Genomic DNA, 23,506 nt, shown 5'->3' on the forward strand with positions numbered 1-23,506 from the left:
TATGGAACAGCCCAATATAGATACCGGCGAATTATTTACTTTGCAACTCCCGTCAAAAATGGAGAGCCTCAACGCGCTCGAGAATTTGATCGAGGCGATGGCAAGTAAATACAACATTCCGGACGATACTTTTGCGAATATGATGACCTGCTTAAATGAGGTGTTTATTAATGCTATCGTACACGGAAACAAGCTGGATGAAAATAAAAAAGTAATTATCAATGCCGAAGTTGATGGCCGGCGCGTTACCTGGACGATTACCGACGAGGGCCCGGGCTTTGATTACAATAAACTTCCTGACCCAACCGCCCCCGAAAACCTGGAGAATTTAACCGGCCGTGGCGTTTTTATCGTTAAACAGTTGGCCGACCAGTGTATTTTTAATAGCGCGGGGAACGAGGTTGAACTACTCTTTAAATTTTAAGATGCCCCGTATACCCGTTTTCTTTTTTGAAGAAGATATCAAATTTAAGCCCAAAAATAAAACCGCTTTGCGCGGATGGATAAAGGATACGATAGTTGCCGAAGGCTATAAACTGAAAGAACTCAACTACATTTTTTGCTCGGATAAATACCTCATCGGCATTAACCGGCAGTATTTGGATCATGATACCTATACCGATATCATTACGTTTGATCATTCGGAAAAGGAAAAAATGATCGGCGGCGATATCTTTATTTCGATAGAACGCATCCGCGAAAATGCTGCAAAATTTTCGGTGAGCGAAGCCAACGAGCTGCACCGGGTTATTATTCATGGCGCATTACACCTGTTGGGCTACAGAGATAAAAGCAAAGCCGATAAGGCTTTGATGACCGCTAAGGAAGATTTTTACCTTGCCCAGGTAAAATTTTAAATACGTAAGCGCTTTTTTTAAAAAATGCGCTTTAATCTGCTTAAAATTGCCTTGTATTTCAACCGTTTAAGGCAACCAAAATCACAAAAAGCGAGTATATATAACCGTATTTAATAAACTTAAAAAATTAAACCATGAAAGTATTAGCATTAATTTGCGCCCTGATGTTTGTAGCTGTTGCGCCAACTTACGAGTTTAAACTGAAAGACATTGATGGCAAAGCCTTTAGCCTGGCTAAATATAAAGGCAAAAAAATATTGGTGGTAAACACGGCATCGCAATGTGGTTATACCCCTCAATATGCCGAATTACAACAATTGGCCGATAAATACAAGGATAAGCTGGTTGTAGTTGGTTTCCCGGCAAATAACTTTGGCGGCCAGGAGCCCGGCAGCGATCCAACCATTAAAGAGTTTTGCAAAGCACGCTATGGTGTCACTTTCCCGTTAAGTACCAAGATCAGTGTTAAGGGCGATGATATCGACCCTTTATTTAAGTATTTAACAAACGCCCCTAATCCTGATTTTACGGGAGAAATCAAATGGAACTTTGAGAAATTTTTGCTGGATGAAAACGGTAAACTGATCCACCGCTTCCGTTCGCCGGTTACGCCGATGTCGCCCGAATTGACCAAATACTTGAACTAAGTAACCAATCAACCCTATACAAAACAGGCCATATTGTCAAATATGGCCTGTTTTTTTGCATAATTGTTTTTTAATTAGGTGTTTTTATAAAAAAAATGCAGCGATTAATAAATTAAATTCAGTATCTTTAACATTTAGTTAACACGTAAAAGCTTACTTTGCAAAACATTTTAAATTCCCTCAAATGAAGATTAAGTACTTATTTGCACTCTCAGTTATCGCTATGGTCTTTGCTTCCTGCGCCAAGGTAGCACAGCCCGATCAGTCGCAATTAATAGATACACCCACGCCAACAGGTGTAAACCCGAGCACAGTACCTTATTCTATTGTCGAGAGTTTTGAATACGGCACAAAAACTTCATACGCGGATGCTAATGTAACCTTATTAACCGGTTCGTGGGATTTTAACGACGCCCTTATCGGTAACCTGAGCAACGATGCCAAAGACGGTTCATTTTCGGCCAGGGTGCGTACCGGATCGCTGGGTATGAACTTTGATATTTCCAATTTAAAAACATTATATATCAGCCACGCTTTGTATGGTTCGGATGCTGCCACAACCTGGCAGTTAATGGCCTCGACCGATGGCGGTACTACCTACACCCAATTAGGAAACACCATTAACGAAACAAGCACAACTTTGGTTGTCGACTCGTTTAAAGTAAGCACAACCGGCAAAATCCGTTTCAAAATCGTCAAAACATCTACAACCCGTATCAACATCGATGATATTACCTTTAAAGGTATCGGCGACCCGGGCATTACCGTAAGCGTACCGCCAAGCAGCCCTGTTGATACGGCATCAACAGGTACCGCAGCTGCTGCAAGGGCCGCACTTTATGGCAGCGACGCACCACCGGCAAACGGCGACAACAGCAATTTGCTGTTCGGAAACCCTTCGAACGCGGCAACCATATCAAACGATAATTACTTATTTGACCAGCATTATTATGTAGAAAGCTACAACGCAACCCGTGCCGAACCTAACTGGGTAAGCTGGCATTTAGATGCCAGCAATACTACGAACGCCCAGGGCCGTTTAGACAATTTTGCAGCCTTTAGCGGCTTACTGGCGGGTATGTACGCGGTGCAGAGCAACAGCTACTCGGGCAGCGGGTTCGACAGGGGGCACAATTGTCCTTCGGCCGACAGGACAAGTTCATTTAATGCCAATGCGGCAACTTTCCTGATGACCAACATGATCCCTCAGGCGCCAAATAATAACCAGCAAACCTGGGGCAACCTCGAAAACTACCTGCGCAGTCTTACATCGTCGGGCTACGAAGTATATATCATTATGGGCAGCTACGGAAGCGGTGGTACGGGTTCGCTTGGCGGCACTACGACAAGCATTAACAACGGCCATATTGCCGTGCCAAGCAACGTTTGGAAGGTTGCAGTAATTTTACCGGTAGGTAATGGCGATTTGGCACGTGTTTCATCGAGCACCAGGGTGCTTTCGGTAAATACGCCTAACGTTAACAGCATCAACTCCGACTGGAAGAAATATATCGTTACCATGAAGTCGATCGAAGATGCTACGGGCTATAAAATTCTTTCGGCATTACCGGCAAGCGTCCATGATGCATTAGCTGTTAAAACAGATCCGGGCAGCTGATTTATCCCAAAAGAGATCACAGAAGGCCATTCTATTTTTTAGAATGGCCTTTTTTGTGAATTAAATTTTACTGGATAAATTATACGCCGCTAAATACGTTTAAAAACAAATGCGTAAATTGTAGCCTTAGTAACCGTATTAACTGCTTTCATGATCAAAAAATTGCTGCCCCTTATAACGCTCGTCTCGGTTATAGTCAATGCTGATGCCCAAACCTATTTATCGCCGCCTTTAAATATCGAACAGGCCTACCTGAACCAAACACGCACCATCAGCGGTAAGCCGGGTAAAAACTACTGGCAAAATACGGCCGGTTATAACATCAAGATCAGCTTCGATCCGCAAACGCGAAACCTTAAAGGTACTGTCGGTATCGATTATACCAATAACAGCCCCGATACTTTAAAACAACTGTGGTTTAAGCTCTACCCTAATTTTTATAAAAAAGGGGTGATGCGTAACTATAAAATTGATGCTGTAGATATGAGCGACGGGGTACAGATCGGCAGGCTGGCTATCAATAATGAAAACCAGGATTTGGCCGACGCCAATATCGACGGCACGAACATGGCGCTTAATATCAAGCCCCTGTTGTCGAAACAAAAGCTGCATGTCGATATCAGCTATTCGTATACACTGAACCGCACATCGCATGTGCGCACCGGACAGGTTGACTCGGGTTCGTATTTTATCGCCTATTTTTTTCCAAGGATAGCCGTTTACGACGATATCGACGGCTGGAACAAATACCCTTATTTGGGCACCGAGGAGTTTTATAATGATTTTTGCCATTTCAATGCCGAGATAACCATGCCAGGCAATTACCAGGTTTGGGCAACAGGCGATTTGAAGAATGCCTCCGAAGTTTATAATCCGCAAATTGTAAAGCAGATCAGCCTGGCCGAAAAGACGAGCGATATTACTACCGTTGTAAGCGAAGCCGACCTGCAGGCGGGTAACGTTACTACAAAAAGGCCATTCAACACCTGGCGGTTTGAAGCGGATAATGTAACAGATTTTGTGTTCGCCGCCAGCGACCATTACCTATGGATGGCGGCCAGCCCGGTCGTCGACTCGCTTACCGGCAGGCGCACACGCGTTGATGCGGTGTTTAACCCGGCTCATAAAGATTATTTCCCGGTAATTGATTTTGCGCGTAAAACCGTTAGCCTGATGAGCCATACTTTCCCGAAATGGCCCTTCCCGTACCAGCATGAAACCGTGGTGGACGGGCTCGACCAGATGGAATACCCGATGATGGTAAACGATAACCCGCTCGAAAAAACCGACGATGCCATTGAGCTGACGGACCACGAAATATTCCACTCGATGTTCCCGTTTTACATGGGCATTAACGAAACCAAATACGGCTGGATGGATGAAGGCTGGGCCACCATTGGCGAATGGACGCTTAGCGGTATGATCGATCCAAAAGTAGTTGATGTAGATGGCATCGGTTTGTACGAAACTATCGGGGGCAAGGAGGAAGATTTGCCTATCATCACCTTATCAACCCAGCAAACAACGCCAAGTTATGTCGCAAACTCGTACCCGAAACCAGGCCTGGGATATATGTACGTGCGCGATATGTTAGGCGACGCCTTGTTTACCAAAGCCTTGCATTACTACATTGAGCAATGGCACGGCAGGCACCCCATACCTTACGATTTTTTTAACTGTATGAATATAGGAGCCGGTATGAACCTCAACTGGTTTTGGAAGAATTGGTTTATGGAACGCGGTGCGCCCGACCAGGCCATCAGCAAGGTTAGCCGGAAAACCGGCAAAGAATATATAGCCGTGATCACCAATATCGGCACCAAGATGATACCCATCGACCTGACAGTTTATTACGCCGACGGCACAACCAAACTGATCCATAAAGACATCTCCTGCTGGCGAAACGGTAATAAGGAAGTAGCTGTTAGCTTTACGGCAGATAAACCGGTGGAACGTTTAGTACTGGGTGGTATTTACGACCCGGATGTGGATAAGAAGAATAACGTTTGGGAGGTGAAGAAGTAGCAATACAAATAATGGCATTAGATTTTTATAATATTTCTGACAGCAGTCTCCAGCAAAGATTGTTTGAGCTCACAGAGGTCGATATATACAATTTAATAGAAGTCCTGAATGAGTATAGAAGGTTAAGCGGTTTGCAAATAGATGAGTATGGAACTACCAGGATATCTCAGGACCATATTGAGCTAATTATTCAGTTGCTTAGTGATTATTTGAAAAAAGCCCGCTTAAACGTCTCAGTGAGAGAAAGATTATCGGATATCATTACACGATTCAGCCAATCGAAAGAGGGATTAATGGCCGTTGGAGATTAAACTTTCTTATGCTTTCGCCCCAACCTTTTCCCCAATCTTAACCAGTACCTCGGTGTTTTTGCCGGATTGCTCGATGATATCCGCATCAGGTACGATACTGCCTTTTTTAAACAGCTGTATCACGGTTGAGCCGCCGAATTCGAACCAGCCTTTTTCTTCGCCGCGTTTAAAGGTATAGGCACCGTACTGGCGCTGCACCACTTTGCCGACGAATAAAGCCCCCACCTCGATGTGCAGCACCGTACCAAAGTTTTCGGTATGCAGAACGGTTAACTCGCGGTAGTTTTTGGCCATTACCGAGCTGGTTTCGGCCAGGGCGATGCGGTTTACCGAGTGGAGTATGCCCTTAATTTTCTGCACCCTATCCTGGCGGCCGTTATCGATGTAGCCATAACGGTGATAGTCGGACGGGGCCAGGCGGTATACAAAGCACCAGCCATCGGCAAATTCGTCGGCTAAAGCTTTATCTTTCACCAGGTCGTTCAGCTGGTACCAGTAACCTTTTACCGGCACCTGGTCAACTTTATTTAAATCCCAGATGATCAGGCGCGAATCGGCAGGCGAGATCAAATGCCCGGGAGTTTGATCGATGGGGCGGGCGCTGGGTTTCAGTTCGCGGATAAAAAAATCGTTAAAGCTCACAAACGAATTGAGCGGGCGTTTAATCTCGCTCACGTCGATATCATAGTGTTTGATAAACTTAGGTATTTGTTTCAGGCTTTTCTTGCCTTTCATCACCCGGCCGTAGGCAGTCGAAACAAAGCGCCTTTTAAGCACCAGGTTGGTGAGCAGCTTACCGGCAAGCGTTTTATACAGAAATATCAGCCCATCTACTTTAAAAGCGTTTTCTTCGATGGTTTTTTTTGTTTTTCGGTCGTAGATGTAGACTGCCATTACCGCAATACTATTTTTATGATTTTAATTGTGCCAGAACCGTTTGGCCGGCTTTTACAGCGGCGTTAACCTGTACACTGATTGGCGAGCTAACAGGTATCAGCACCTCAACATTTGCGCCACCCATAGCAAAACCGATCTGATCACCCTGTGCGATGCTATCACCTTGTTTGGCATAGGTAACCATGTGTTTGGAATAACCCGGCAACTGGCGGTACAATATAACGGCTCCCGAAATACTTTCGATAGCTACTGTGGCATGGCCGTTTTTTTGCGCGTATTTTACGTTGCCGCTAACCGGGCTCAGGTTAACCCTCAGGTCGGTTGGTGCAATGGCTATAGATACTTTGGTATAACGGCCCTTGATATATTCGCTGTCATCTATTTCATCAATCGCGGTTATGGTGCCATCTGCGGGGCTTAAAACAGCCTTGTCGTTTGCGGCAATAGAGATAGCCGGGCTGCGGAAGAACCAGATCGTAGCGGCAAAAAAGGCTAATGATAGAATGTAAACCAGCCATTTAAACAGATGCGCCTGCGGAGCGTAAAACTGGGCGATAGCATTAAACAGAAAGATCAGTAGAACACAGATCGCTATATTGGTGTAACCCTCTTTATGAATGGTCATGTTGTTAATTGCAGGTTCGAAAAAATTAATTAATAGTCCAAAAATACTAATTTGTGATCAGGTACAGGTATGCAAATACTAATGGCGCCGAAAGAAACAGGCCGTCGAACCTGTCGAGCAAACCGCCATGACCGGGCAGCAGGCTACCGGAATCTTTAGCGTTCAGGCTACGTTTCAACATCGATTCAACCAAATCGCCCATGGTACCAAAGCAACCGATCATCACGGCCATACCTTTCCACTCCAAACTGGTGATATCTTTTAAATAATAGGCAATAATGCCCGATACAAAAACAGCAAATAAAACCCCGCCGATAAAACCCTCCCAGGTTTTTTGCGGCGAATGCCTCTCAAAAAGCTTGGTGCGGCCCAGCCAGCGCCCTACAACATAAGCGCCGGTATCGTTGCTCCATAATAGTAACATAAATGCCAGCGGGAAATGGAAGCTGTAGCTGCCCCTCATAAACGCTAAGCCGAAAAAGAAACAAAAAGGCGCTATCGCGTAAGCTAAACCTACTATGGTATAAGCGATGTTGGTAAACGGGTGTTCGGACTTTTTGTAAAGCTCGGATATAAAAATGCTGCCCACAACGGGCACAATGATAAGCAGGAACTTCGAATCGATATTTAAAGCATAGTGGAGGCCTATGCCGGCAAAAATGCAGATACCGCCTATTAAACCGATGATGAGGTTAGGATTAACATCGCCGGTTTTAACCATTTTATAAAACTCGTTAAGGCACAAAAGACTGAGTAAGGCGAAAAATGCGGTAAAAACCCACAAGCCGCTAAGCAGCGACCCGAGCATGATTATGATAAAAAAGATGCCTGTGATAGCGCGTGTCTTCATAAAAAATTACGTTTGGTTCAGGATGATAATCTCGATAGCCCGGCTAAAATCTTCCTGATGGATATACACATCAATATTACCAAAATTGCGATGCGATGAATCCTGCTTATTGATCAATACACTGGTGACCTGGTTTTCGGCGAGTACTTGCTTCACAATCTCCGATTGATAGTAGTTTGCAGAAGTAAATATCCTGATCCAGTCTTTTTCCATTACATCGGCAGTGGTTTTTTGGATTGTGCAATATTACGATAAACTATCAGTAAAAACACGGTTAATGCAAGGCTGGCCACGTAATGTAAAGAATTAAATACATGCTGATCATCGGGATTAATTTTAACAGCCTTTTGCTGATACAGGTAAGTGAGTATCACTGCCGAACCATTATTGATAAAATGCCCCCATACCGCAGGCCAGATACTGCCGCTCCATGCCGCGAAATAACCGAACAATACACCCAGCATCAGCCGCGGCAAAAAGCCGAAGAACTGCATGTGAAAAGCGCTGAACAGGATGGCCGCAATCCAGATGCCCCAATGCCGGTTGCGCGTCCACCGGGTAAATATGGTTTGTATGCAACCGCGAAACAGAAACTCTTCGGCTATGGCGGTTAACAAACCAATCGCCAGCAGGTTGAAAAACATGGCACCAAGGCTGTTCATCTGTAAAAGCAGCTGCGTTTCTTTAGCCGCCTCGTCTTCGCTGTGGCGCATCCAATCGTAAATGCCCTGCATAAAATGCGGAAACTTCATCTGCTGGTTGATATTGACCAGCCATTCCATCACGGGTGATGAAAAAAGCATGACCGCCAAAGCCATAACAAACAGCATTGGCTTAACAGGGGTATTTGCCTTCAGATAGGCTACGGGCTCACGAACAATGTATCTGGCAAAAACAACCGGCCCCAAAAATAGCGGGATAGTAGTGGTAGTTATCTGCAATATCCAGATGGAATTTAATACCCCGGGATAAGCCGTGTTGAAAGTACCGATCTGCGTAATGGTTTTTAAGCCGTAAACAGCAGCAATGATCCCGGCCCCTATCAGCACACCGGCCAGCATGCAGCCGATAACTATAGCGGCCAATACCAGGAATTGCAGGCTTGGATGGAGCGGTGAAACGGCATTTTCTTTCATATGAGTTAATATTTGTACCTTTGCAGCGCTTAAAGATAGTCATGTCTGTTCAAATAGGAAATATCGACCTGGGGAATTTTCCGCTGTTACTTGCGCCGATGGAGGATGTGAGCGATCCGCCGTTCCGTTATGTGTGCAAAAAAAACGGTGCCGACATGATGTATACCGAGTTCATCTCGTCGGAAGGATTGATCCGTGATGCGGCAAAAAGCCGCGCCAAGCTCGATATCTTTGAGTATGAGCGCCCTATCGGCATACAGATATTCGGCAGCGATATCAACAGCATGCGCACCGCTACCGAAATTGCTACTCTGGCCCGCCCCGACCTGATGGACATTAATTACGGCTGCCCGGTAAAAAATGTGGCCTGCCGTGGCGCGGGCGCAAGCTTGCTGCAGGATATCGACAAAATGGTAGCCATGACCAAAGCTGTTGTCGAAGCTACGCACCTGCCGGTAACGGTTAAAACCCGTTTAGGCTGGGACGATAATACCAAAAACGTTTACGAGGTTGCCGAGCGCCTGCAGGATGTGGGTATCAAGGCGCTTACCATCCACGGCCGTACCCGTGCGCAGATGTATAAAGGTGTTGCAGACTGGTCGCTGATACGCGATATCAAAAAAAATCCGAGGATTAAAATTCCCATTTTTGGCAATGGCGACATCGATTCGCCCGAAAAGGCGGCCAACTGGCGCATGGAATACGAGGTCGACGGCATGATGATCGGCCGTGCTTCGATCGGTAACCCCTGGATTTTCCGAGAGATCAAGCATTTTTTTGCCACCGGCGAGCACCTCGATCCACCGACAATTACCGAAAGAGTCGAGAACTGCCGTATCCACCTCGAAAAATCGATCGAGTGGAAAGGGCCAAAAACAGGCATTTTTGAAATGCGCAGGCACTATTCCAACTACTTTAAAGGTTTAGACAATTTCAAAGAGTTCAGGATGAAACTGGTTTCGACCGAGAACATCAACGAATTATTTGACGTTCTGCAGACCATCGCCGATAAATATTCGTTAGAGATGGCGTAATTATTGATTGCCGTTATCCGTATAAGTAACAAAAGAAAATTTTTATTGGTTTATCACCATTTTGTTAGATGGTTTATGAACAAAATAGATTTTTTTTTATTTATGTTTGAATTGAAAGTTACACCGTTATGGTTAATACAATTACAGATGGAGTTAAGGTTTCGGTAGAAACCGTTTACCAGCCGGAGTACTCAAACCCGGCGAACGATCATTTTATGTTTGCTTACAAAATCAATATTGAGAATGTGGGCAGCAATACCGTGCAACTGCTGCGCAGGCATTGGACGATATTTGACTCGAACGGTACCAAGCGAGAGGTGGAGGGCGAAGGCGTAGTTGGCCAGCAGCCTATTATCGAACCCGGGCACTCGCACGAGTATGTTTCGGGCTGTAACTTAAAAACCGATACCGGCAGCATGAAAGGCGAGTACCAGATGCTGCGCCTGGTGGATAACAGTGTGTTTAATGTTAAAATACCGGAGTTTTATCTGATAGCGCCGTATAAGTTGAATTAGGATTTTATTTACATAAAAAGGAAAGCCCTGTTGTGAGAGTAACGGGGCTTTTTTGTTTGCGATAGGCTTACGTTGATTGGATACGCGGACTTTAATCCAGTCAATAAGGGTAATATGTTTTTCGTCTTGATTCTTGAGTCTCGACTCTTGATTCTTTTTTATCCGGGCGTTTCCCTGCGGGCCGCGCTTTCCGCTCATACTGCGTAGGCATTAGCCACGAGGCCGGTATCCCTGCCTGCCGGCAGGCGGGCGCTGCAATCACTTAACGCAAAAGCGAACAATAAGCTTGCGTTTTTGAATAATTATGGCTATATTGTATAGTTAGGCGCGAAGCTTGATAGTAGTTCATTAGTTCACTGGTCATTTGTTCATTGGTGCCTATATGATGAGAAAAGATGTTAACAGGCCTGCAAAAATTTCTCCGGCCTGCCGGCTGGCAGGTACAATTCCCCCCCTCGCTCGCAATGATAATTCGTGAAAATCTTGTGAAAAATACCGAAGAATACCGATGTTTTCTTAAATGAGTCAGGTGCAACATAAAAGGTAATAATTTTCCAACATCCCTACGCTCCAAACTGGCTCAGATGATGATCGAGGTGTTTCCAGAACATGGTGTTCCATTCGGCAACGGTTAACTTGCCGAATGAGTGCGATTCCTTACCATCAAAATAGCTTTCGCCCAGTTCGAGCGTTTGGTTAAGGTGGCCGATTAACCGCGCTTTCTCGGCTTCAAAATCTTTATCTTCTCTGATCAGGAAATACGGCGCTGTTTGCAGGTTATGTTTGTAAGGTTTGGGGTCGGTAACGGTTTTTTTAACCAGCGTTTTCAGGATGAACTTCATGAAAGCATTTGGTTTGGGGTGCTTGTCGGTGTATACCAGTTCGTAGGTTACATTGCAATGGGCCAGCATTTGCCCTACGCTCATTTTACCCCAAAGCGGCTGGGTTGAAGGGTTTAACTTGTTGATGCGTGCTATCAGTTTGCTTACATCGTCGTGGTTGAATACGCTTTCCATGTTTTTGCTTTATTGCCTGGTATATTTTAAATTAAAAATCCCGTTGCTGATTGTTTTGGTGGCATTGTTATTAAAGTTTGTGGCGGTAAACTGAAAAGTGCCCGTCACGGTGTCGGTAGTCAGGCCGGTAATGGTGACGGTGCCAATGGTACCTATAAAGGTATCTGTATTAGCCGGGGTAGCATTATAACTTAAAATGGTATTGTTTGCAGCAATATTAAAAACGCCTGTTTTCAGATCGTCTATCAACAGGTTAACGCTTTGGTTACCGGGTAGCTGCCCTACGATTTGAATGCTGTTGGTGCTGATATAAAGAATAGCCGCATTTAAATAGGATGCCTGGCTAACCCCATCAACTTTAAGCGTGATGTAATAATCGTTGCTTAAGCTTGTTACAGGCTTTGTACTTAACGATCCCGACCCTTTATCGCACGAATTAAACAGCATAATGCTGAGTGCCAGGAAAAAGAATGAGACGCCGGCGTTTTTCATAAATCGTCAATACATTGATAAATATACAGACAATTTATGAAAACAGGTTCCCTGGTTGGTTAGTTGCGGCGGTTAAATAAAAATGATGCGTAATACAGCAAAGTAGCCAGCGAACCCAATGCGGCAACAACATAGGTCATGGCGGCCCACCAAAGCGCGTCTTTAGCCTGTTCGTGCTCTTCGGCGGTTTTCATTACGGTGTAGTTGTTATTGAGCCAGGCCAGGGCACGGTTGCTGGCATCAAACTCAACCGGCAGGGTGATAAAGCTAAAAGCAGTAACTACAGCTAAAGCAGCAACGCCTATGGCCAGTACAAACGGGTTGTTGGTAAATATGAGTAATAATACACCGATCATGAGCGTCCAGGTGGTGAGTGTTGATGCAGTATTGACGATTGGCACCATAAACGATCGGAAATTAAGCCACGAGTACGCTTTGGCGTGCTGCAAGGCGTGTCCGCATTCGTGTGCGGCAACAGCGGCCGCGGCCACGCTGCGGCTGTAATACACATCAGGGCTCAGGTTTACGGTTTTGGTTTCGGGATTGTAATGATCGGTTAGCTGGCCCTCAACCGAAATAACCTGCACATCATAGATCATGTTATCCTTGAGCATCCTTTCGGCAACCTCCTGGCCTGACAGGCCGGATAGCAAACCTGTTTCGGAGTAGGTTTTGAATTTGCTCCTGAAGCGGGCCTGTACGATAAAACTGACAATGGCTACGGCGATCATCAAAAACCAGCCCGAATTATAGCCTATATATGCGGTTATGAATGTTAAACTATTCATGGTATTTGTTTTTTATAGATATATTCAAAAAGTATTCCGATTATTAACTGTAACAGGTGCACTAAAATGATGGCGCAAAATTATTCGTACTGGGAGCAGACCGCATTTGTGGGCGAATGCGATGTTATTATCGTTGGCAGCGGCATCGTAGGCCTTAACGCAGCGCTGCACCTCAAAACCCTGCGGCCCGGATTAAACGTTGTGGTTTTGGAGCGCGGTTTTTTGCCCAGCGGCGCAAGTACCAAAAATGCCGGTTTTGCTTGTTTCGGAACGGTTTCGGAGCAATTGGGGCTGTTGAAACAGGCATCCGAAGCAGAAGTGGTGCAACTGGTTGATTACAAATGCCGCGGGCTGAAAAGGCTTCGCGAGAAGCTGGGTGACGATAATATCGACTACCAGGAATACGGGGGTTACGAACTTTTTTTTGATGGTGATACGAACAGGGCTGATGAATGCATAGCTAAGATCGGCTATCTGAATAATTTACTCTCGCCTGTTATTGGGCGTGCTGACATTTATGCAGTAGCCGATGAAAAAATTGCAGACTTTGGCTTTAAAGGCGTTAGCCGGATGATATACAATACCTGCGAGGGCCAGATACATACAGGCAAAATGATGCGGGCCTTGCTGACGAAAGTGCAGGGCTCGGGAATATTGGTTTTGAATAACTGCATGGTTAAGAATATCGCACAGCAAAACCATTCGGTTGAAGTGCTGACGGAACAGGGCGTTTTTAAAACCAGGACATTGATCATCGCGACCAATGCATTTGCAAAACAGTTATTCCCCGAGCTTGATGTAATACCCGGCCGCGGGCAGGTTTTGGTAACCAAACCTATTGATGAGCTGAAACTGAAGGGCACTTACCATTTTGACGAAGGTTATTATTACTTCCGTAATATCGACGGACGTGTACTTTTTGGCGGCGGACGCAACCTCGATTTTGCTGCCGAACAAACCACCGAATTCGGCCATACCGATCGCGTAAAGCAAAAACTGCTCGATTACTTGCAGCGGGTTATTTTGCCCGGACAGCGGTTTGAGGTGGACTATTGGTGGAGCGGCATTATGGGCTTTGGCGGCGATATTCAACCGGTCATCAAACAAATTGAACCTAATGTTTATTGCGCCGTGCGCTGCAACGGCATGGGCGTAGCCATGGGCACGCTGGTAGGCGAACAGGTGGCTGAGCTGGCGCTGCAAAACAGCTGATTTACTTCAGCACCTCGGCCAGTTTATCTGCCAGGGCATGTCCGCGCAGGTCGCGGCCCAATATGGTGCCATCCCTGCCTATCAAAACGTTATCGGGTATGCCCGATACGCCGTAAATAAGCGCAGGTATGCTACGGTCGCCTTTCAGGTCGCTTACGTTTATCCACACCAGTTTATCCTGAAAAATAGCATCAACCCATTCCTTTTTTTCGGTATCGAGCGAGACCCCCAAAATATCAAAGCCCTTGCTTTTATACCTGTGATAAGCGGCAACCAGATCGGGGTTTTGCGCGCGGCATGGCCCGCACCATGATGCCCAAAAATCAACCAGCGTTATCTTTCCGGCAAAGTCGGATAGTTTTACGTCCCTGCCATCAGGCGTGCGTAGTATAAAATCGGCATACTTATCGCCAACCTTCAGGTTTTTGTTTAGCGATAGGTACTCGGCGATACTTTTGCTGTATGGCGAAGTCTTAACTTCGGCCGAAAACGCGTTGTATAACTGCCTGGTTTTATCCCTGCCCAGTGAGGCGGCATAAGTATTGAGCGCTTCGGCGCTGACTACCGAGTTTGGATTGCTTTTTATAAACGCCGCCGATATTGTTATCTCGCGGTTTCGCAGCACATCAAACATTTTGGCGTTAGCCGCCTGGTTAAAACCCAGGCTATCGGCCTGCAGGGCATGGTTAAGGCTGTCGATAGAAACAGTTACCGGCCTAACGGCCGAGGCCAGTTTATCGGCATCCTTTTGTGTTTCTGAGCCAGTTATCACGGCATCGTTAAATTTGCCCTTAGCGGCATTAAACTCCATGTCGGTGTTCTCAACCCACAAAAACTTATAATCTTCGTTGTTTTTTGTGCCGAGCATTACGTTCATGGTCGTGCCGTTTACTCTACCTTTCAGGGTGAATTTGCCCCCTGCTATTTGCGTCGAGTCGATAATATTAAGCCTGCCTCCTGGCGTCGCATCTTCGAGGTATATTTTGGTGCTATCGGCAAAACCGGTTACTGTGCCGGTGATGGTAAAACCGTCGGTGTTCTTCTTCGGCGAACGCAGTACAAAAAAAACAGCCACGACTGCACCTGCCAAAACCAGTATAATGATGAGTTTTTTCATGAAGTTCTAAAATAAATTTACCAAACGTTCCAAAGCCATGCCACGTGAGCCTTTGATGAGAATAGTAGCATTTTTAATGGGACGATTTGTCAACCCGGCAATGGCCTCTTCGGCGGTGTCGTAAAAGGTGGCTTTAACCTTGCCATTGCTCTTGTAGAACTCGTGGCCTATAAAAATGTGCTGATCGGCCGGTACCTGCATAGCTTTTTCAATAACCATGCGGTGCTCAGCCGGCGACTCTTCTCCCAATTCAAACATATCGCCTAATATCAACACCTTATGCGGCGCTTCCAGTTTCGCGATGTTATCTATCGCGACAGCCATGCTGCTTGGGTTGGCGTTATAATAATCGCAGATCAGCGTATTGCTGGCAGTTTGGGTGATTTGCGAGCGGTTGTTTGTAGGCTGATAGCCCGCGATGCCCTGGTTGATCTCCTCCGGCGAAAGCCCGAAAAAATTACCGATGCAAATGGCAGCCAGAATATTATCGAGGTTATAAGCACCGGTGAGCTGAGAATGTACCGCAAAATACGCACCGTCCTTCAGCTTCCACTGCAGTTTTAAAAACGGGGCGTTTTCCAATAAGCTGCCCGAAACAGTATTGCCGGCATCGTGGCCGTAATAAAGCACGTTTGTCAGGCTTCGTTCGGCAGCCATATCTTTCAGAACAGCACTGTCATTGTTTACGAACGCTACACCTAAATGTACCTTGAGGAAATCGAACAGTTCGCCTTTGCCTTTTTTAACACCTTCGGCGCCGCCAAAACCTTCGAGGTGCGCTTTGCCTACGTTGGTAATTAAACCATGACTGGGCTGCGCAATGCTGCAAAGCAGCTCAATTTCTTTCTGGTGATTGGCTCCCATCTCAATTACCGCTATTTCGACGGTATTATCGATAGCTAAGATGGTCAGCGGCACCCCGATATGGTTATTGAGGTTGCCTTTGGTAGCATAGGTTTTATAATGCTGTGATAGTACAGCGTTGATCAGCTCTTTCGTAGTGGTTTTTCCGTTCGACCCGGTCAGCCCGATAACGGGTATCGGCAGTTGCCTGCGGTGGTAACGCGCAAGGTCCTGCAAGGCCGTTAAAACATCGTCTACCAGGATAAGGCGGTCGCCATTTTCGTAATCCGGGTTATCAATAATTGCGTAAGCGGCACCGCTTTCAATAGCCCGGGCTGCAAAAGTATTGGCATCGAACTTGTCGCCCTTCAAGGCAAAAAACATACACCCCGGGCTGATGTTGCGTGTGTCGGTACTGATAACGGGGTGCTGAATATATAACTGATAAAGCTCTTCTGTGCTCATTTTGTAGGTTACTGTATGCAAGTTTAAATATTTGAACGCGGATAACCGGGTGAAAAACTGCTAAAATTTAAACTTACCCGTTAAAACACGGTAAAATATCAGTGATTATACTTTAAGATATCGTTAAAGTTTTGGGGTTATTTGTACTACTCTGCCACTAAACAGGGCAATAAACCAAAACAGATTTACGATTTTGAAAAAAATTTAATAAAAGCGAACAAATATTAAAAATGCTGCAACCGTTTGCTGCTTTGATTGTTTTTCTTTTAAAAAAAGACATTTTAGTCAGGACAACTAATAATGAAAATGATTATATTAGCAATAATTCAGTAGTACTTTAAAACCGATAGTTATGATAAAAATTAACATTGCTACGGCAAATGGTTTTACCACCGAAGAGTTAAAAAAAGTTGAGGCGGCCAACTCGACACTAAATAATATTCTGAACAGTGAAAAGTTCAGGGAGCGGGTGCTAAAGTTTACCACCGATGGCTTGTTCAGGTTCCATTATCGTCGTTCGTTTTTTGGAAAATGGATAGATAAGCCACACACCAATCACCAGGTTTATGAAATAGTGACTCAACACTCGGGTGCTGATGATGCCGGTGTTAAACAAATCGACCTGCACCTCGAATTATTGCCAGGCGGTGGCGAAGAACACATAGGCTACACAGATACCAATACCCGTAAGATATTTACCTACCGCGATTGGTTTAACAGTGTTTCGCTTGCCGAATATGCCGGTCATTTAACCCACGAGTGGTGCCACCAGTTAGGTTTTGATCACTCACCGAAACCCGATCCTAAACGGGAACATTCGGTACCTTATGGCATAGGCTCTATTACCGAGGCTATTACCCTCAACTACTAAAAGAGCACTGCCTGCAATCTGCATTCGGTTTTTTGTGTTAACTTAACACCAAAGTCCGACTGTAATGAACGATGCGCTTACCTTATTTTTATACCAATCGGGCCTGGTTTCGCTTACCGGTGCGCAGCAAATCGCTGCCCATTTTCATGAAAAAACACTCTCAAAGAACGACTACCTGTTAAAATCAGGGCAGGTAAGCAACGAATACCTTTTTGTTGAGAGCGGCTTTTTACGCTTATTTGCTTACGATGTTGATGGTAATGATATTACTACCGGTTTTTGCAGCAGTAACCAGGTCGTATTTGAAGTGTCATCATATTTTAACCGCACACCCTCTAAAGAAAACATACAGGCATTAACCGATTGCCGGGGCCGGTTCATCACGTTCGACGAATTGAATAATCTTTTCCATACCATGCCCGAGTTCCGCGAATTCGGGCGCTCGATATTGGTAAAGGGTTTTTCGGACCTGAAAGTGCGGATGCTGTCCATGATCACCGAATCGGCCGAGGAGCGTTATGCAAACCTGCTCAGATCAAACCCCGAGATCATCCGGAACGCTCCGTTAAAAACCATCGCCACTTACCTGGGCATCACCGATACCTCGCTGAGCCGGATCAGGAAAGAGATGGCGCATAAATAAGCCTTGTTGCATTTCTTGCCAAATGGCAAGCGTAGGCTCCGGTTTGAAAACTTCCTTTGTTGTGTATTTAAACACACTGTAAAATGGAAATACTACCCGCATTATTTATCGTTATCGCACTCATTGCCTTGTTTATATTATACAAAGCAAGTGGCAGCAAGGCTATAGTTTTATTGGTTCCTTTAGGATGGCTGATACTACAGGCAGTTGTCAGCAGCGCCGGTTTTTACCAGGTAACCAATACCGCACCGCCAAGGATTATGCTGGCCATATTACCGCCACTGATTTTGATCCTGTTGTTGTTTATTAGCCGGTCAGGTAAACTATTTGTAGATTCATTCAACCCTGCATGGCTTACTGCAATGCATATCATCCGTATTTTGGTGGAGATAGGGATATTACAATTGTACCTTCACCATCTTGTTCCGCAAATTATGACTTTTGAGGGGCGGAACCTGGATATCTTATCAGGGATCACAGCACCTATCACCTGGTATTTTGGTTATTATAAACCCAAGCTCCATAAGTCTGCGTTACTTGCGTGGAATTTTGCCTGTATGGCCTTGCTGTTCAACATCGTAACTATCGCTATACTTTCGGCACCGTTTAAATTCCAACATTTTGGTTTTGAGCAGCCTAATATTGCTATCCTACAGTTCCCATATATCTGGCTGCCTTGCTTTATTGTGCCGGTGGTACTGTTTTCGCACCTGGTATGTGTGAGGGAGCTACTTGTAAAGAAATAAAAAAAACGGAGTCATGCTGAACTTGTTTCAGCACCTCTCAAGACATTTACTCAAGCAAATGAAAGCCAGCCTGGATAGTCCCCGGGCTGGTTTAGTATAATGATAATATTTACTTCTTCGCCCAGCTATCTTTTAGTGTCACCGTCCGGTTAAAAACCAGCCTATCGGCTGTCGACGTTTTATCCAGCGTAAAATAGCCCTTGCGCATAAACTGGCAAGGTTTACCGGCTTCCATGTTCACTAACTCGGGCTCGACAAAGGCGGTGATGGTTTGCAAGCTATCCGGGTTCAGGAAATCTTTAAAGTCGCCTTCCTCGCTCGACGGGTCTTCAACCTTAAACAAACGTTCATACAAGCGTACTTCGGCGGTTTTGGCATGCGCTACGCTCACCCAGTGGATGGTGCCTTTGACGTTGATCCCGCTGGTATCGTTACCCGAACGCGACTCGGGAATATAACTGCAATGTATTTCGGTAACGTTGCCATCGGCATCTTTCACAAAATCATCGCATTTGATGATATAGGCATTTTTTAACCTTACCATCAAACCCGGGCCCAAGCGGAAGAATTTTTTAGGCGGCTCTTCCATAAAGTCGTCACGCTCTATCCACAGTTCGCGGCTGAACGGGATATCGCGGCCTCCATCGCCGCCTTCAACTTCGGGGTTGTTTTCGCCGAAGTGAATTTCTTCCAGCCCTTCGGGGAAATTGGTGATGATACATTTGACAGGGTCGAGCACGGCCATACGGCGCCAGGCGGTTTTGTTCAGCTCCTCGCGGATGCAGAACTCCAGCAGGCTCACGTCGATCATGTTTTCGCGCTTGGCTACGCCGATACGCTCGCAAAATTCGCGGATAGAACCCGGTGTATAACCACGGCGACGCAAGCCGCTGATGGTCGGCATACGCGGGTCGTCCCAATCTTCCACATGGCCCTCTTTTACCAGTTGCAGCAGCTTGCGCTTGCTCATTACGGTATAGGTCATGTTCAGGCGTGCAAACTCGTATTGTTTTGACGGGAATATCCCAAGCTTCTCGATAAACCAATCGTACATGGCACGGTGAGGAACAAACTCCAGCGTACAGATCGAGTGGGTGATCTGCTCTATCGAGTCGCTTTGGCCGTGTGCAAAATCGTACATCGGGTAAATACACCATTTATCGCCGGTGCGGTGGTGGTGCGCATGTTTAATGCGGTACATAACGGGGTCGCGCATCAGCATGTTGGGCGATGCCAGGTCGACTTTGGCCCGCAGTACTTTAGCACCGTCCGGATATTTACCCTCTTTCATCTCGGTAAACAGGCGCAGGTTTTCTTCAACGCTGCGGCTGCGGTATTGGTTTGGTGTGCCTGGTTCGGTAGGCGTGCCTTTTTGGGCCGCTATCTCTTCGGATGTGCTGTCATCAACATAAGCCAGCCCTGCCTCTATCAGCTTCACGGCGAAGGCGTATATCAGGTCAAAATAGTCGGATGCATAAAGCTCGCTGGCCCAGTTAAAGCCAAGCCATTTTACATCTTCCTTAATACTGTCCACGTATTCGGTATCCTCGGTAACGGGGTTGGTATCATCAAAACGCAGGTTAGTGCTGCCATTGTATTTAAGCGCGAGGCCAAAATTAAGGCAGATGGATTTGGCATGGCCGATATGCAGGTAACCATTAGGCTCTGGCGGGAAACGCGTCAGCACACGCCCGCCGTGCTTACCGGCAGCTATATCTTCTTCTACTATTTCTTCTATAAAATTTAACGATCGTTCTTCGCTCATAGTAAGGCAAAGTTAATTAATGTGGTAATTTAACAAAGGACATGGGTAAATATGGGTATTTTAACTCATGTTTTCAGGTTAACCAACCTGCACACCCATTAAACCTGAGTACGATATGAGCTGGCCCTGGCAGGCCTGGCCAAGCGATGCTTTTACACCGGTGACTGCTACATCCATATAAACTACAAGTTTGTTCATACGCAAATATACCGAATCATAATCACTTCCTGAAATGCGGCCATCTTCCTTTTTATCTGCTAAGGTTGTTTCCATAAGAACTTGTCAATACATTTTGTAATGTGATTTTTGTGTTTGTAAAATAAGATGAACGGTCTTTTCTGCTTTTCTGTAGTTTGTAATTTAATTGGGGCGGTGCCTGCGGCCCAGGCTATCCCTGCCCGTCCGGCAGGCGGGCGCTACTATCCTTACCGCGAATTGCCATTTTCTCAACCAAAAATTCTAAGACATCGTATTCTTCGGTATTTTAAATTAGTTATTGATTTTTCTAATGCGAGACGATTCAATCCTTCAATCATTAAACATTGGGAAATTGTACCTGCCAGCCGGCAGGCCGGAGAAATTTTTGCAGGCCTGTTAATATCTTTTCTCATCATAGAGGCACCAATGAACAAATGACCGGTGAACTAATGAACTACTATCAAGCTTCTTGCTCAATCATACAATATACACAATTTATTAAAAACATTCAAGTAAACCGCTAACTATAATGTGTTGCCTTTAAACTAACAATTCGATTTTCTTGCTACTTTTACAAAAACGCGACCATCGTTATTTTTTATGAGTAATACCGAGTTTAACCGCCCTATACGTGTACTGGTAGCCAAAGTGGGCCTCGACGGGCACGACCGCGGCGCCAAGATCATTGCCACTACCCTGCGCGACGCAGGCATGGAAGTGATCTATACCGGCCTGCGCCAAACACCCGAAATGGTAGTGAACACCGCATTGCAGGAGGATGTCGACGCTATCGGCATTTCCATTTTATCGGGCGCGCACATGACGGTTTTCCCCAAGATCATTAACCTGATGAAAGAAAAAGGGATGGACGATGTGCTGGTTACGGGTGGCGGCATCATTCCCGAAAAGGATATTGCCGAACTCAATAAAATGGGTGCAGGGAGGCTTTTCCCGCCCGGTACCAGTACCGAAGAAATTGTAAACTATATTACCAACTGGGTAAAACAGAACCGGAATTTTTAAGGCAAAATATTAAAACTGTCATTTCTAAGAAGGGACGACTGAGAGATCTTCTGCTGCATACCGCAGAAGATCTCTCCCGCTGGTCGAGATGACATAGTTTATAGTCATCAAATCAATCATCACCATGAACTACGAAAACCTGCTGATAGAAACAAAGGAGCGCATTTGTTACATCACCATCAATCGCGAAAGCAAACTCAACGCGTTAAATGAATCAACTTTGGAGGAATTGTATAACGCTCTATCCGACTGCTTTTATGACAGAAGTATTGGAGGTGTTATTATAACTGGTGCTGGCCAAAAGGCTTTTGTGGCAGGGGCCGACATATCTGAATTTGCCGAGCTAAATGTTGAGCAAGGTATGGAACTGGCCCGTCATGGACAAAAGTATGTGTTCAACCTAATAGAAAATGGTCCCAAACCTGTCGTTGCTGCCATCAATGGTTTTGCCCTGGGTGGAGGCCTTGAACTGGCCATGGCCTGCCATATCCGCGTAGCTTCGGATAACGCACGCGTGGGCCAGCCCGAAGTTACTTTGGGTTTGATACCCGGCTATGGCGGTACACAGCGTTTAACACAATTGATAGGGAAAGGAAAAGCAATGGAACTCATCCTCACTGCGGATATGATCAATGCTGCCGAAGCTTTGCAGCTGGGCCTGGTGAACCATGTTGTTACACCCGAACAATTATTACCCAAAGCCGAAGAGATACTCAACAAAATATTAGCCAAAGCTCCACTTGCCGTGGCGGCAGGTATCAAAGCCATCAATGCCTCGCTGACTGATGGCATAAACGGATACGAAACCGAGATCAGTGAGTTCGGCAAATGCTTCGGTACCGACGATCTGAAAGAGGGCGTCGATGCCTTTTTGAACAAGCGCAAGCCGCTTTTCAAAGGACGTTAAGATGACAAAAACCGCATTTTAGTGACAATAGGCTGACTTTTTAGCAAAATAGTTAAATTATATTCTATTGTTAATCAATCGATTGATTAATGTTTACATTAGGATGAAAAAACTTATGTGTTTTGTGCCGTTACTTTGTTGCGTGATTTAAATGTCACAAACGATTTAATACATAAAACAATGAAAACTTTATTCAAAATTTCAGCAATCGCTTTGGTAGTATCAGGTTTATCCTTTGGCGCTAAAGCACAAACTACTTCACAAAACCCATCAACAACATCATCAGTTCGTTATAGCATAGGCGTAGATGCCGGTTTGCCTGTCGGCGATTTTTCGGATACCCACAACTGGAGCTTAGGTGGTTCGTTGCAGGCCGATATCCCTGTTGTAAATCAATTATTTGTTACCGTTAACGGCGGCTACAACAACATTTTTGGTAAAAAAATCAATAACACATCACTAAGCTATACCGATGTGCAACTGATCCCTGTAAAGGCAGGCCTTAAATACTTCCCTTTGCAAAACGTGTATATCCAGGGCGAAGCCGGTGCATCTTTCCTGGTTAACAAAAACGACCTGGCTGCTAATAACTCTACCGCTTTTGTATATGCCCCGCAGGTTGGCGTGGTATTACCGGTTGGCGGCAAAAGCTTTATCGATGCCGGTGTGCGTTTCGAAAACACCCAGTCGTTTTACACCAATGGCAACTCTTTTAGCACACTTGGCTTAAGGGTAGCTTATGCATTTGGGTTATAATATTATTATTTCTGATTTGTTAGTTAAAAAAAGAGGCATATGCCTCTTTTTTTATGCTTTCATTTTTGAGCAAATTATATAAAAAGCGCTTAGCGTTAATTTTAGCGCATTAAAAATTGTAGAAAATTTTTCCCATGTAATAAAATGTA

Annotated in this window: 28 protein-coding genes; 16 read left to right on the top strand and 12 right to left on the bottom strand. The window is 45.4% G+C overall.

Features of this window, described 5'->3' with window-relative positions; all coding sequences use genetic code 11:
* Position 1 precedes the first annotated feature (1 nt).
* The 6 genes from BEL04_RS21930 (at position 2) to BEL04_RS21955 (ending at position 5,458) form a co-directional block, all read left to right on the top strand.
* A complete protein-coding gene (locus tag BEL04_RS21930) occupies positions 2–424 on the top strand; it encodes an ATP-binding protein (protein ID WP_066007571.1) in 423 nt (140 codons plus the stop codon).
* A gap of 1 nt (position 425) precedes the next feature.
* A complete protein-coding gene (gene ybeY / locus BEL04_RS21935; RefSeq protein ID WP_066007572.1) occupies positions 426–857 on the top strand; it encodes an rRNA maturation RNase YbeY in 432 nt (143 codons plus the stop codon).
* 134 nt (positions 858–991) lie between these two features.
* Complete coding sequence (locus BEL04_RS21940) at positions 992–1,504, top strand: glutathione peroxidase (RefSeq protein ID WP_066007574.1); 513 nt, start codon at positions 992–994, stop codon at positions 1,502–1,504.
* Positions 1,505–1,688: 184 nt separating this feature from the next.
* A complete protein-coding gene (locus BEL04_RS21945; RefSeq protein WP_066007576.1) occupies positions 1,689–3,122 on the top strand; it encodes a DNA/RNA non-specific endonuclease in 1,434 nt (477 codons plus the stop codon).
* A 150-nt stretch (positions 3,123–3,272) separates the two neighbouring features.
* Positions 3,273–5,147 carry a M1 family metallopeptidase gene (locus BEL04_RS21950; protein WP_066007577.1) on the top strand — a complete coding sequence of 625 codons (1,875 nt, stop codon included), beginning with the start codon at positions 3,273–3,275 and terminating at the stop codon, positions 5,145–5,147.
* An 11-nt stretch (positions 5,148–5,158) separates the two neighbouring features.
* The gene (locus BEL04_RS21955; protein WP_175404132.1) at positions 5,159–5,458 is read left to right on the top strand and encodes a hypothetical protein; all 300 of its coding nucleotides are present in this window, start codon (positions 5,159–5,161) and stop codon (positions 5,456–5,458) included.
* A gap of 6 nt (positions 5,459–5,464) precedes the next feature.
* Here the strand turns inward: BEL04_RS21955 and BEL04_RS21960 are convergent, their stop codons facing one another.
* From BEL04_RS21960 to BEL04_RS21980, 5 genes are read right to left on the bottom strand one after another with little or no spacing between them, the layout of a single operon-like run.
* Positions 5,465–6,352, bottom strand: coding sequence for a phosphatidylserine decarboxylase (locus tag BEL04_RS21960; RefSeq protein ID WP_066007580.1), 888 nt, complete (start codon positions 6,350–6,352; stop codon positions 5,465–5,467).
* A gap of 16 nt (positions 6,353–6,368) precedes the next feature.
* On the bottom strand, positions 6,369–6,980 hold the full coding sequence (locus BEL04_RS21965; RefSeq protein WP_066007582.1) for a phosphatidylserine decarboxylase: 612 nt from the start codon (positions 6,978–6,980) through the stop codon (positions 6,369–6,371).
* 46 nt (positions 6,981–7,026) lie between these two features.
* Positions 7,027–7,830 carry a phosphatidate cytidylyltransferase gene (locus tag BEL04_RS21970; protein ID WP_066007583.1) on the bottom strand — a complete coding sequence of 268 codons (804 nt, stop codon included), beginning with the start codon at positions 7,828–7,830 and terminating at the stop codon, positions 7,027–7,029.
* A gap of 6 nt (positions 7,831–7,836) precedes the next feature.
* On the bottom strand, positions 7,837–8,043 hold the full coding sequence (locus BEL04_RS21975; protein ID WP_066007584.1) for a DUF2007 domain-containing protein: 207 nt from the start codon (positions 8,041–8,043) through the stop codon (positions 7,837–7,839).
* The gene (locus BEL04_RS21980) at positions 8,043–8,966 is read right to left on the bottom strand and encodes a CPBP family intramembrane glutamic endopeptidase (protein ID WP_066007591.1); all 924 of its coding nucleotides are present in this window, start codon (positions 8,964–8,966) and stop codon (positions 8,043–8,045) included. Before BEL04_RS21980 ends, BEL04_RS21975 begins: the two co-directional genes overlap by 1 nt.
* 41 nt (positions 8,967–9,007) lie before the next feature.
* Here BEL04_RS21980 and dusB point away from each other — a divergent pair, with 41 nt between their 5' ends.
* Positions 9,008–10,000 (top strand): tRNA dihydrouridine synthase DusB, encoded by a 993-nt coding sequence (gene dusB, locus BEL04_RS21985; RefSeq protein WP_066007593.1) that lies wholly within the window; start codon positions 9,008–9,010, stop codon positions 9,998–10,000.
* Positions 10,001–10,128: 128 nt separating this feature from the next.
* Positions 10,129–10,515 carry a Co2+/Mg2+ efflux protein ApaG gene (apaG, locus tag BEL04_RS21990; RefSeq protein WP_066007595.1) on the top strand — a complete coding sequence of 129 codons (387 nt, stop codon included), beginning with the start codon at positions 10,129–10,131 and terminating at the stop codon, positions 10,513–10,515.
* 563 nt (positions 10,516–11,078) lie between these two features.
* Here the strand turns inward: apaG and BEL04_RS21995 are convergent.
* The 3 genes from BEL04_RS21995 to BEL04_RS22005 are packed head-to-tail and all read right to left on the bottom strand — an operon-like array spanning position 11,079 to position 12,811.
* Positions 11,079–11,531 carry a DUF1569 domain-containing protein gene (locus tag BEL04_RS21995; protein WP_066007597.1) on the bottom strand — a complete coding sequence of 151 codons (453 nt, stop codon included), beginning with the start codon at positions 11,529–11,531 and terminating at the stop codon, positions 11,079–11,081.
* 9 nt (positions 11,532–11,540) lie between these two features.
* The gene (locus tag BEL04_RS22000; RefSeq protein ID WP_066007599.1) at positions 11,541–12,023 is read right to left on the bottom strand and encodes a DUF6252 family protein; all 483 of its coding nucleotides are present in this window, start codon (positions 12,021–12,023) and stop codon (positions 11,541–11,543) included.
* A 59-nt stretch (positions 12,024–12,082) separates the two neighbouring features.
* Complete coding sequence (locus tag BEL04_RS22005; RefSeq protein WP_066007601.1) at positions 12,083–12,811, bottom strand: zinc metallopeptidase; 729 nt, start codon at positions 12,809–12,811, stop codon at positions 12,083–12,085.
* A gap of 66 nt (positions 12,812–12,877) precedes the next feature.
* Between BEL04_RS22005 and BEL04_RS22010 the strand changes: the two genes are divergently transcribed.
* Complete coding sequence (locus BEL04_RS22010) at positions 12,878–14,023, top strand: FAD-binding oxidoreductase (protein WP_066007603.1); 1,146 nt, start codon at positions 12,878–12,880, stop codon at positions 14,021–14,023.
* Between the two features lies 1 nt (position 14,024).
* On the opposite strand, the gene BEL04_RS22015 is transcribed toward BEL04_RS22010, so the two are convergent.
* Both BEL04_RS22015 and murF read right to left on the bottom strand, forming a co-directional pair.
* Positions 14,025–15,140 carry an AhpC/TSA family protein gene (locus BEL04_RS22015; RefSeq protein WP_066007604.1) on the bottom strand — a complete coding sequence of 372 codons (1,116 nt, stop codon included), beginning with the start codon at positions 15,138–15,140 and terminating at the stop codon, positions 14,025–14,027.
* Between the two features lie 6 nt (positions 15,141–15,146).
* Positions 15,147–16,448 carry a UDP-N-acetylmuramoyl-tripeptide--D-alanyl-D-alanine ligase gene (murF, locus tag BEL04_RS22020; RefSeq protein ID WP_066007606.1) on the bottom strand — a complete coding sequence of 434 codons (1,302 nt, stop codon included), beginning with the start codon at positions 16,446–16,448 and terminating at the stop codon, positions 15,147–15,149.
* A gap of 352 nt (positions 16,449–16,800) precedes the next feature.
* On the opposite strand from murF, the gene BEL04_RS22025 reads away from it, so the two are divergent.
* From BEL04_RS22025 to BEL04_RS22035, 3 genes are all read left to right on the top strand, one after another.
* Complete coding sequence (locus BEL04_RS22025; RefSeq protein ID WP_066007611.1) at positions 16,801–17,319, top strand: hypothetical protein; 519 nt, start codon at positions 16,801–16,803, stop codon at positions 17,317–17,319.
* Between the two features lie 64 nt (positions 17,320–17,383).
* Positions 17,384–17,962, top strand: a complete 579-nt coding sequence (locus BEL04_RS22030) for a Crp/Fnr family transcriptional regulator (RefSeq protein WP_066007616.1) — start codon at positions 17,384–17,386, stop codon at positions 17,960–17,962.
* 83 nt (positions 17,963–18,045) lie between these two features.
* Entirely contained in the window at positions 18,046–18,708 is a 663-nt protein-coding gene (locus BEL04_RS22035) for a hypothetical protein (RefSeq protein WP_066007618.1), read from the top strand.
* A gap of 109 nt (positions 18,709–18,817) precedes the next feature.
* Here the strand turns inward: BEL04_RS22035 and BEL04_RS22040 are convergent, their stop codons facing one another.
* Entirely contained in the window at positions 18,818–20,473 is a 1,656-nt protein-coding gene (locus tag BEL04_RS22040; RefSeq protein WP_066007620.1) for a glutamine--tRNA ligase/YqeY domain fusion protein, read from the bottom strand.
* A gap of 78 nt (positions 20,474–20,551) precedes the next feature.
* Positions 20,552–20,746: a hypothetical protein gene (locus BEL04_RS22045; RefSeq protein ID WP_066007622.1), complete on the bottom strand. Its 195-nt coding sequence runs from the start codon at positions 20,744–20,746 to the stop codon at positions 20,552–20,554.
* Between the two features lie 51 nt (positions 20,747–20,797).
* On the opposite strand from BEL04_RS22045, the gene BEL04_RS22050 reads away from it, so the two are divergent.
* The 4 genes from BEL04_RS22050 to BEL04_RS22065 all read left to right on the top strand — a co-directional run bounded on the left by BEL04_RS22050 (position 20,798) and on the right by BEL04_RS22065 (position 23,357).
* Positions 20,798–21,109, top strand: a complete 312-nt coding sequence (locus BEL04_RS22050; RefSeq protein ID WP_066007624.1) for a hypothetical protein — start codon at positions 20,798–20,800, stop codon at positions 21,107–21,109.
* A 162-nt stretch (positions 21,110–21,271) separates the two neighbouring features.
* Positions 21,272–21,694 (top strand): cobalamin B12-binding domain-containing protein, encoded by a 423-nt coding sequence (locus BEL04_RS22055; protein WP_066007626.1) that lies wholly within the window; start codon positions 21,272–21,274, stop codon positions 21,692–21,694.
* 124 nt (positions 21,695–21,818) lie between these two features.
* On the top strand, positions 21,819–22,601 hold the full coding sequence (locus tag BEL04_RS22060) for an enoyl-CoA hydratase/isomerase family protein (protein ID WP_066007627.1): 783 nt from the start codon (positions 21,819–21,821) through the stop codon (positions 22,599–22,601).
* Between the two features lie 180 nt (positions 22,602–22,781).
* Complete coding sequence (locus BEL04_RS22065) at positions 22,782–23,357, top strand: hypothetical protein (RefSeq protein ID WP_066007628.1); 576 nt, start codon at positions 22,782–22,784, stop codon at positions 23,355–23,357.
* The last annotated feature ends 149 nt before the right edge of the window (positions 23,358–23,506 follow it).

The sequence above is a fragment of the Mucilaginibacter sp. PPCGB 2223 genome (assembly GCF_001705515.1).
Classification (GTDB): domain Bacteria; phylum Bacteroidota; class Bacteroidia; order Sphingobacteriales; family Sphingobacteriaceae; genus Mucilaginibacter.

Coding starts and splice junctions, on each gene's coding strand:
- BEL04_RS22065 (WP_066007628.1), top strand. CDS start 22,782: ATGAAAACTTTATTCAAAATTTCAGCAATCGCTTTGGTAGTATCAGGT.
- BEL04_RS21965 (WP_066007582.1), bottom strand. CDS start 6,980: ATGACCATTCATAAAGAGGGTTACACCAATATAGCGATCTGTGTTCTA.
- BEL04_RS22015 (WP_066007604.1), bottom strand. CDS start 15,140: ATGAAAAAACTCATCATTATACTGGTTTTGGCAGGTGCAGTCGTGGCT.
- BEL04_RS22060 (WP_066007627.1), top strand. CDS start 21,819: ATGAACTACGAAAACCTGCTGATAGAAACAAAGGAGCGCATTTGTTAC.
- BEL04_RS22050 (WP_066007624.1), top strand. CDS start 20,798: ATGAACGGTCTTTTCTGCTTTTCTGTAGTTTGTAATTTAATTGGGGCG.
- BEL04_RS22005 (WP_066007601.1), bottom strand. CDS start 12,811: ATGAATAGTTTAACATTCATAACCGCATATATAGGCTATAATTCGGGC.
- dusB (WP_066007593.1), top strand. CDS start 9,008: ATGTCTGTTCAAATAGGAAATATCGACCTGGGGAATTTTCCGCTGTTA.
- BEL04_RS22045 (WP_066007622.1), bottom strand. CDS start 20,746: ATGGAAACAACCTTAGCAGATAAAAAGGAAGATGGCCGCATTTCAGGA.
- murF (WP_066007606.1), bottom strand. CDS start 16,448: ATGAGCACAGAAGAGCTTTATCAGTTATATATTCAGCACCCCGTTATC.
- BEL04_RS22055 (WP_066007626.1), top strand. CDS start 21,272: ATGAGTAATACCGAGTTTAACCGCCCTATACGTGTACTGGTAGCCAAA.
- BEL04_RS21940 (WP_066007574.1), top strand. CDS start 992: ATGAAAGTATTAGCATTAATTTGCGCCCTGATGTTTGTAGCTGTTGCG.
- BEL04_RS22035 (WP_066007618.1), top strand. CDS start 18,046: ATGGAAATACTACCCGCATTATTTATCGTTATCGCACTCATTGCCTTG.
- BEL04_RS22030 (WP_066007616.1), top strand. CDS start 17,384: ATGAACGATGCGCTTACCTTATTTTTATACCAATCGGGCCTGGTTTCG.
- BEL04_RS21970 (WP_066007583.1), bottom strand. CDS start 7,830: ATGAAGACACGCGCTATCACAGGCATCTTTTTTATCATAATCATGCTC.
- BEL04_RS22010 (WP_066007603.1), top strand. CDS start 12,878: ATGATGGCGCAAAATTATTCGTACTGGGAGCAGACCGCATTTGTGGGC.
- BEL04_RS21950 (WP_066007577.1), top strand. CDS start 3,273: ATGATCAAAAAATTGCTGCCCCTTATAACGCTCGTCTCGGTTATAGTC.
- BEL04_RS21930 (WP_066007571.1), top strand. CDS start 2: ATGGAACAGCCCAATATAGATACCGGCGAATTATTTACTTTGCAACTC.
- BEL04_RS21945 (WP_066007576.1), top strand. CDS start 1,689: ATGAAGATTAAGTACTTATTTGCACTCTCAGTTATCGCTATGGTCTTT.
- BEL04_RS22025 (WP_066007611.1), top strand. CDS start 16,801: ATGATAAAAATTAACATTGCTACGGCAAATGGTTTTACCACCGAAGAG.
- ybeY (WP_066007572.1), top strand. CDS start 426: ATGCCCCGTATACCCGTTTTCTTTTTTGAAGAAGATATCAAATTTAAG.
- BEL04_RS21980 (WP_066007591.1), bottom strand. CDS start 8,966: ATGAAAGAAAATGCCGTTTCACCGCTCCATCCAAGCCTGCAATTCCTG.
- BEL04_RS21975 (WP_066007584.1), bottom strand. CDS start 8,043: ATGGAAAAAGACTGGATCAGGATATTTACTTCTGCAAACTACTATCAA.
- BEL04_RS21955 (WP_175404132.1), top strand. CDS start 5,159: ATGGCATTAGATTTTTATAATATTTCTGACAGCAGTCTCCAGCAAAGA.
- apaG (WP_066007595.1), top strand. CDS start 10,129: ATGGTTAATACAATTACAGATGGAGTTAAGGTTTCGGTAGAAACCGTT.
- BEL04_RS22000 (WP_066007599.1), bottom strand. CDS start 12,023: ATGAAAAACGCCGGCGTCTCATTCTTTTTCCTGGCACTCAGCATTATG.
- BEL04_RS22040 (WP_066007620.1), bottom strand. CDS start 20,473: ATGAGCGAAGAACGATCGTTAAATTTTATAGAAGAAATAGTAGAAGAA.
- BEL04_RS21995 (WP_066007597.1), bottom strand. CDS start 11,531: ATGGAAAGCGTATTCAACCACGACGATGTAAGCAAACTGATAGCACGC.
- BEL04_RS21960 (WP_066007580.1), bottom strand. CDS start 6,352: ATGGCAGTCTACATCTACGACCGAAAAACAAAAAAAACCATCGAAGAA.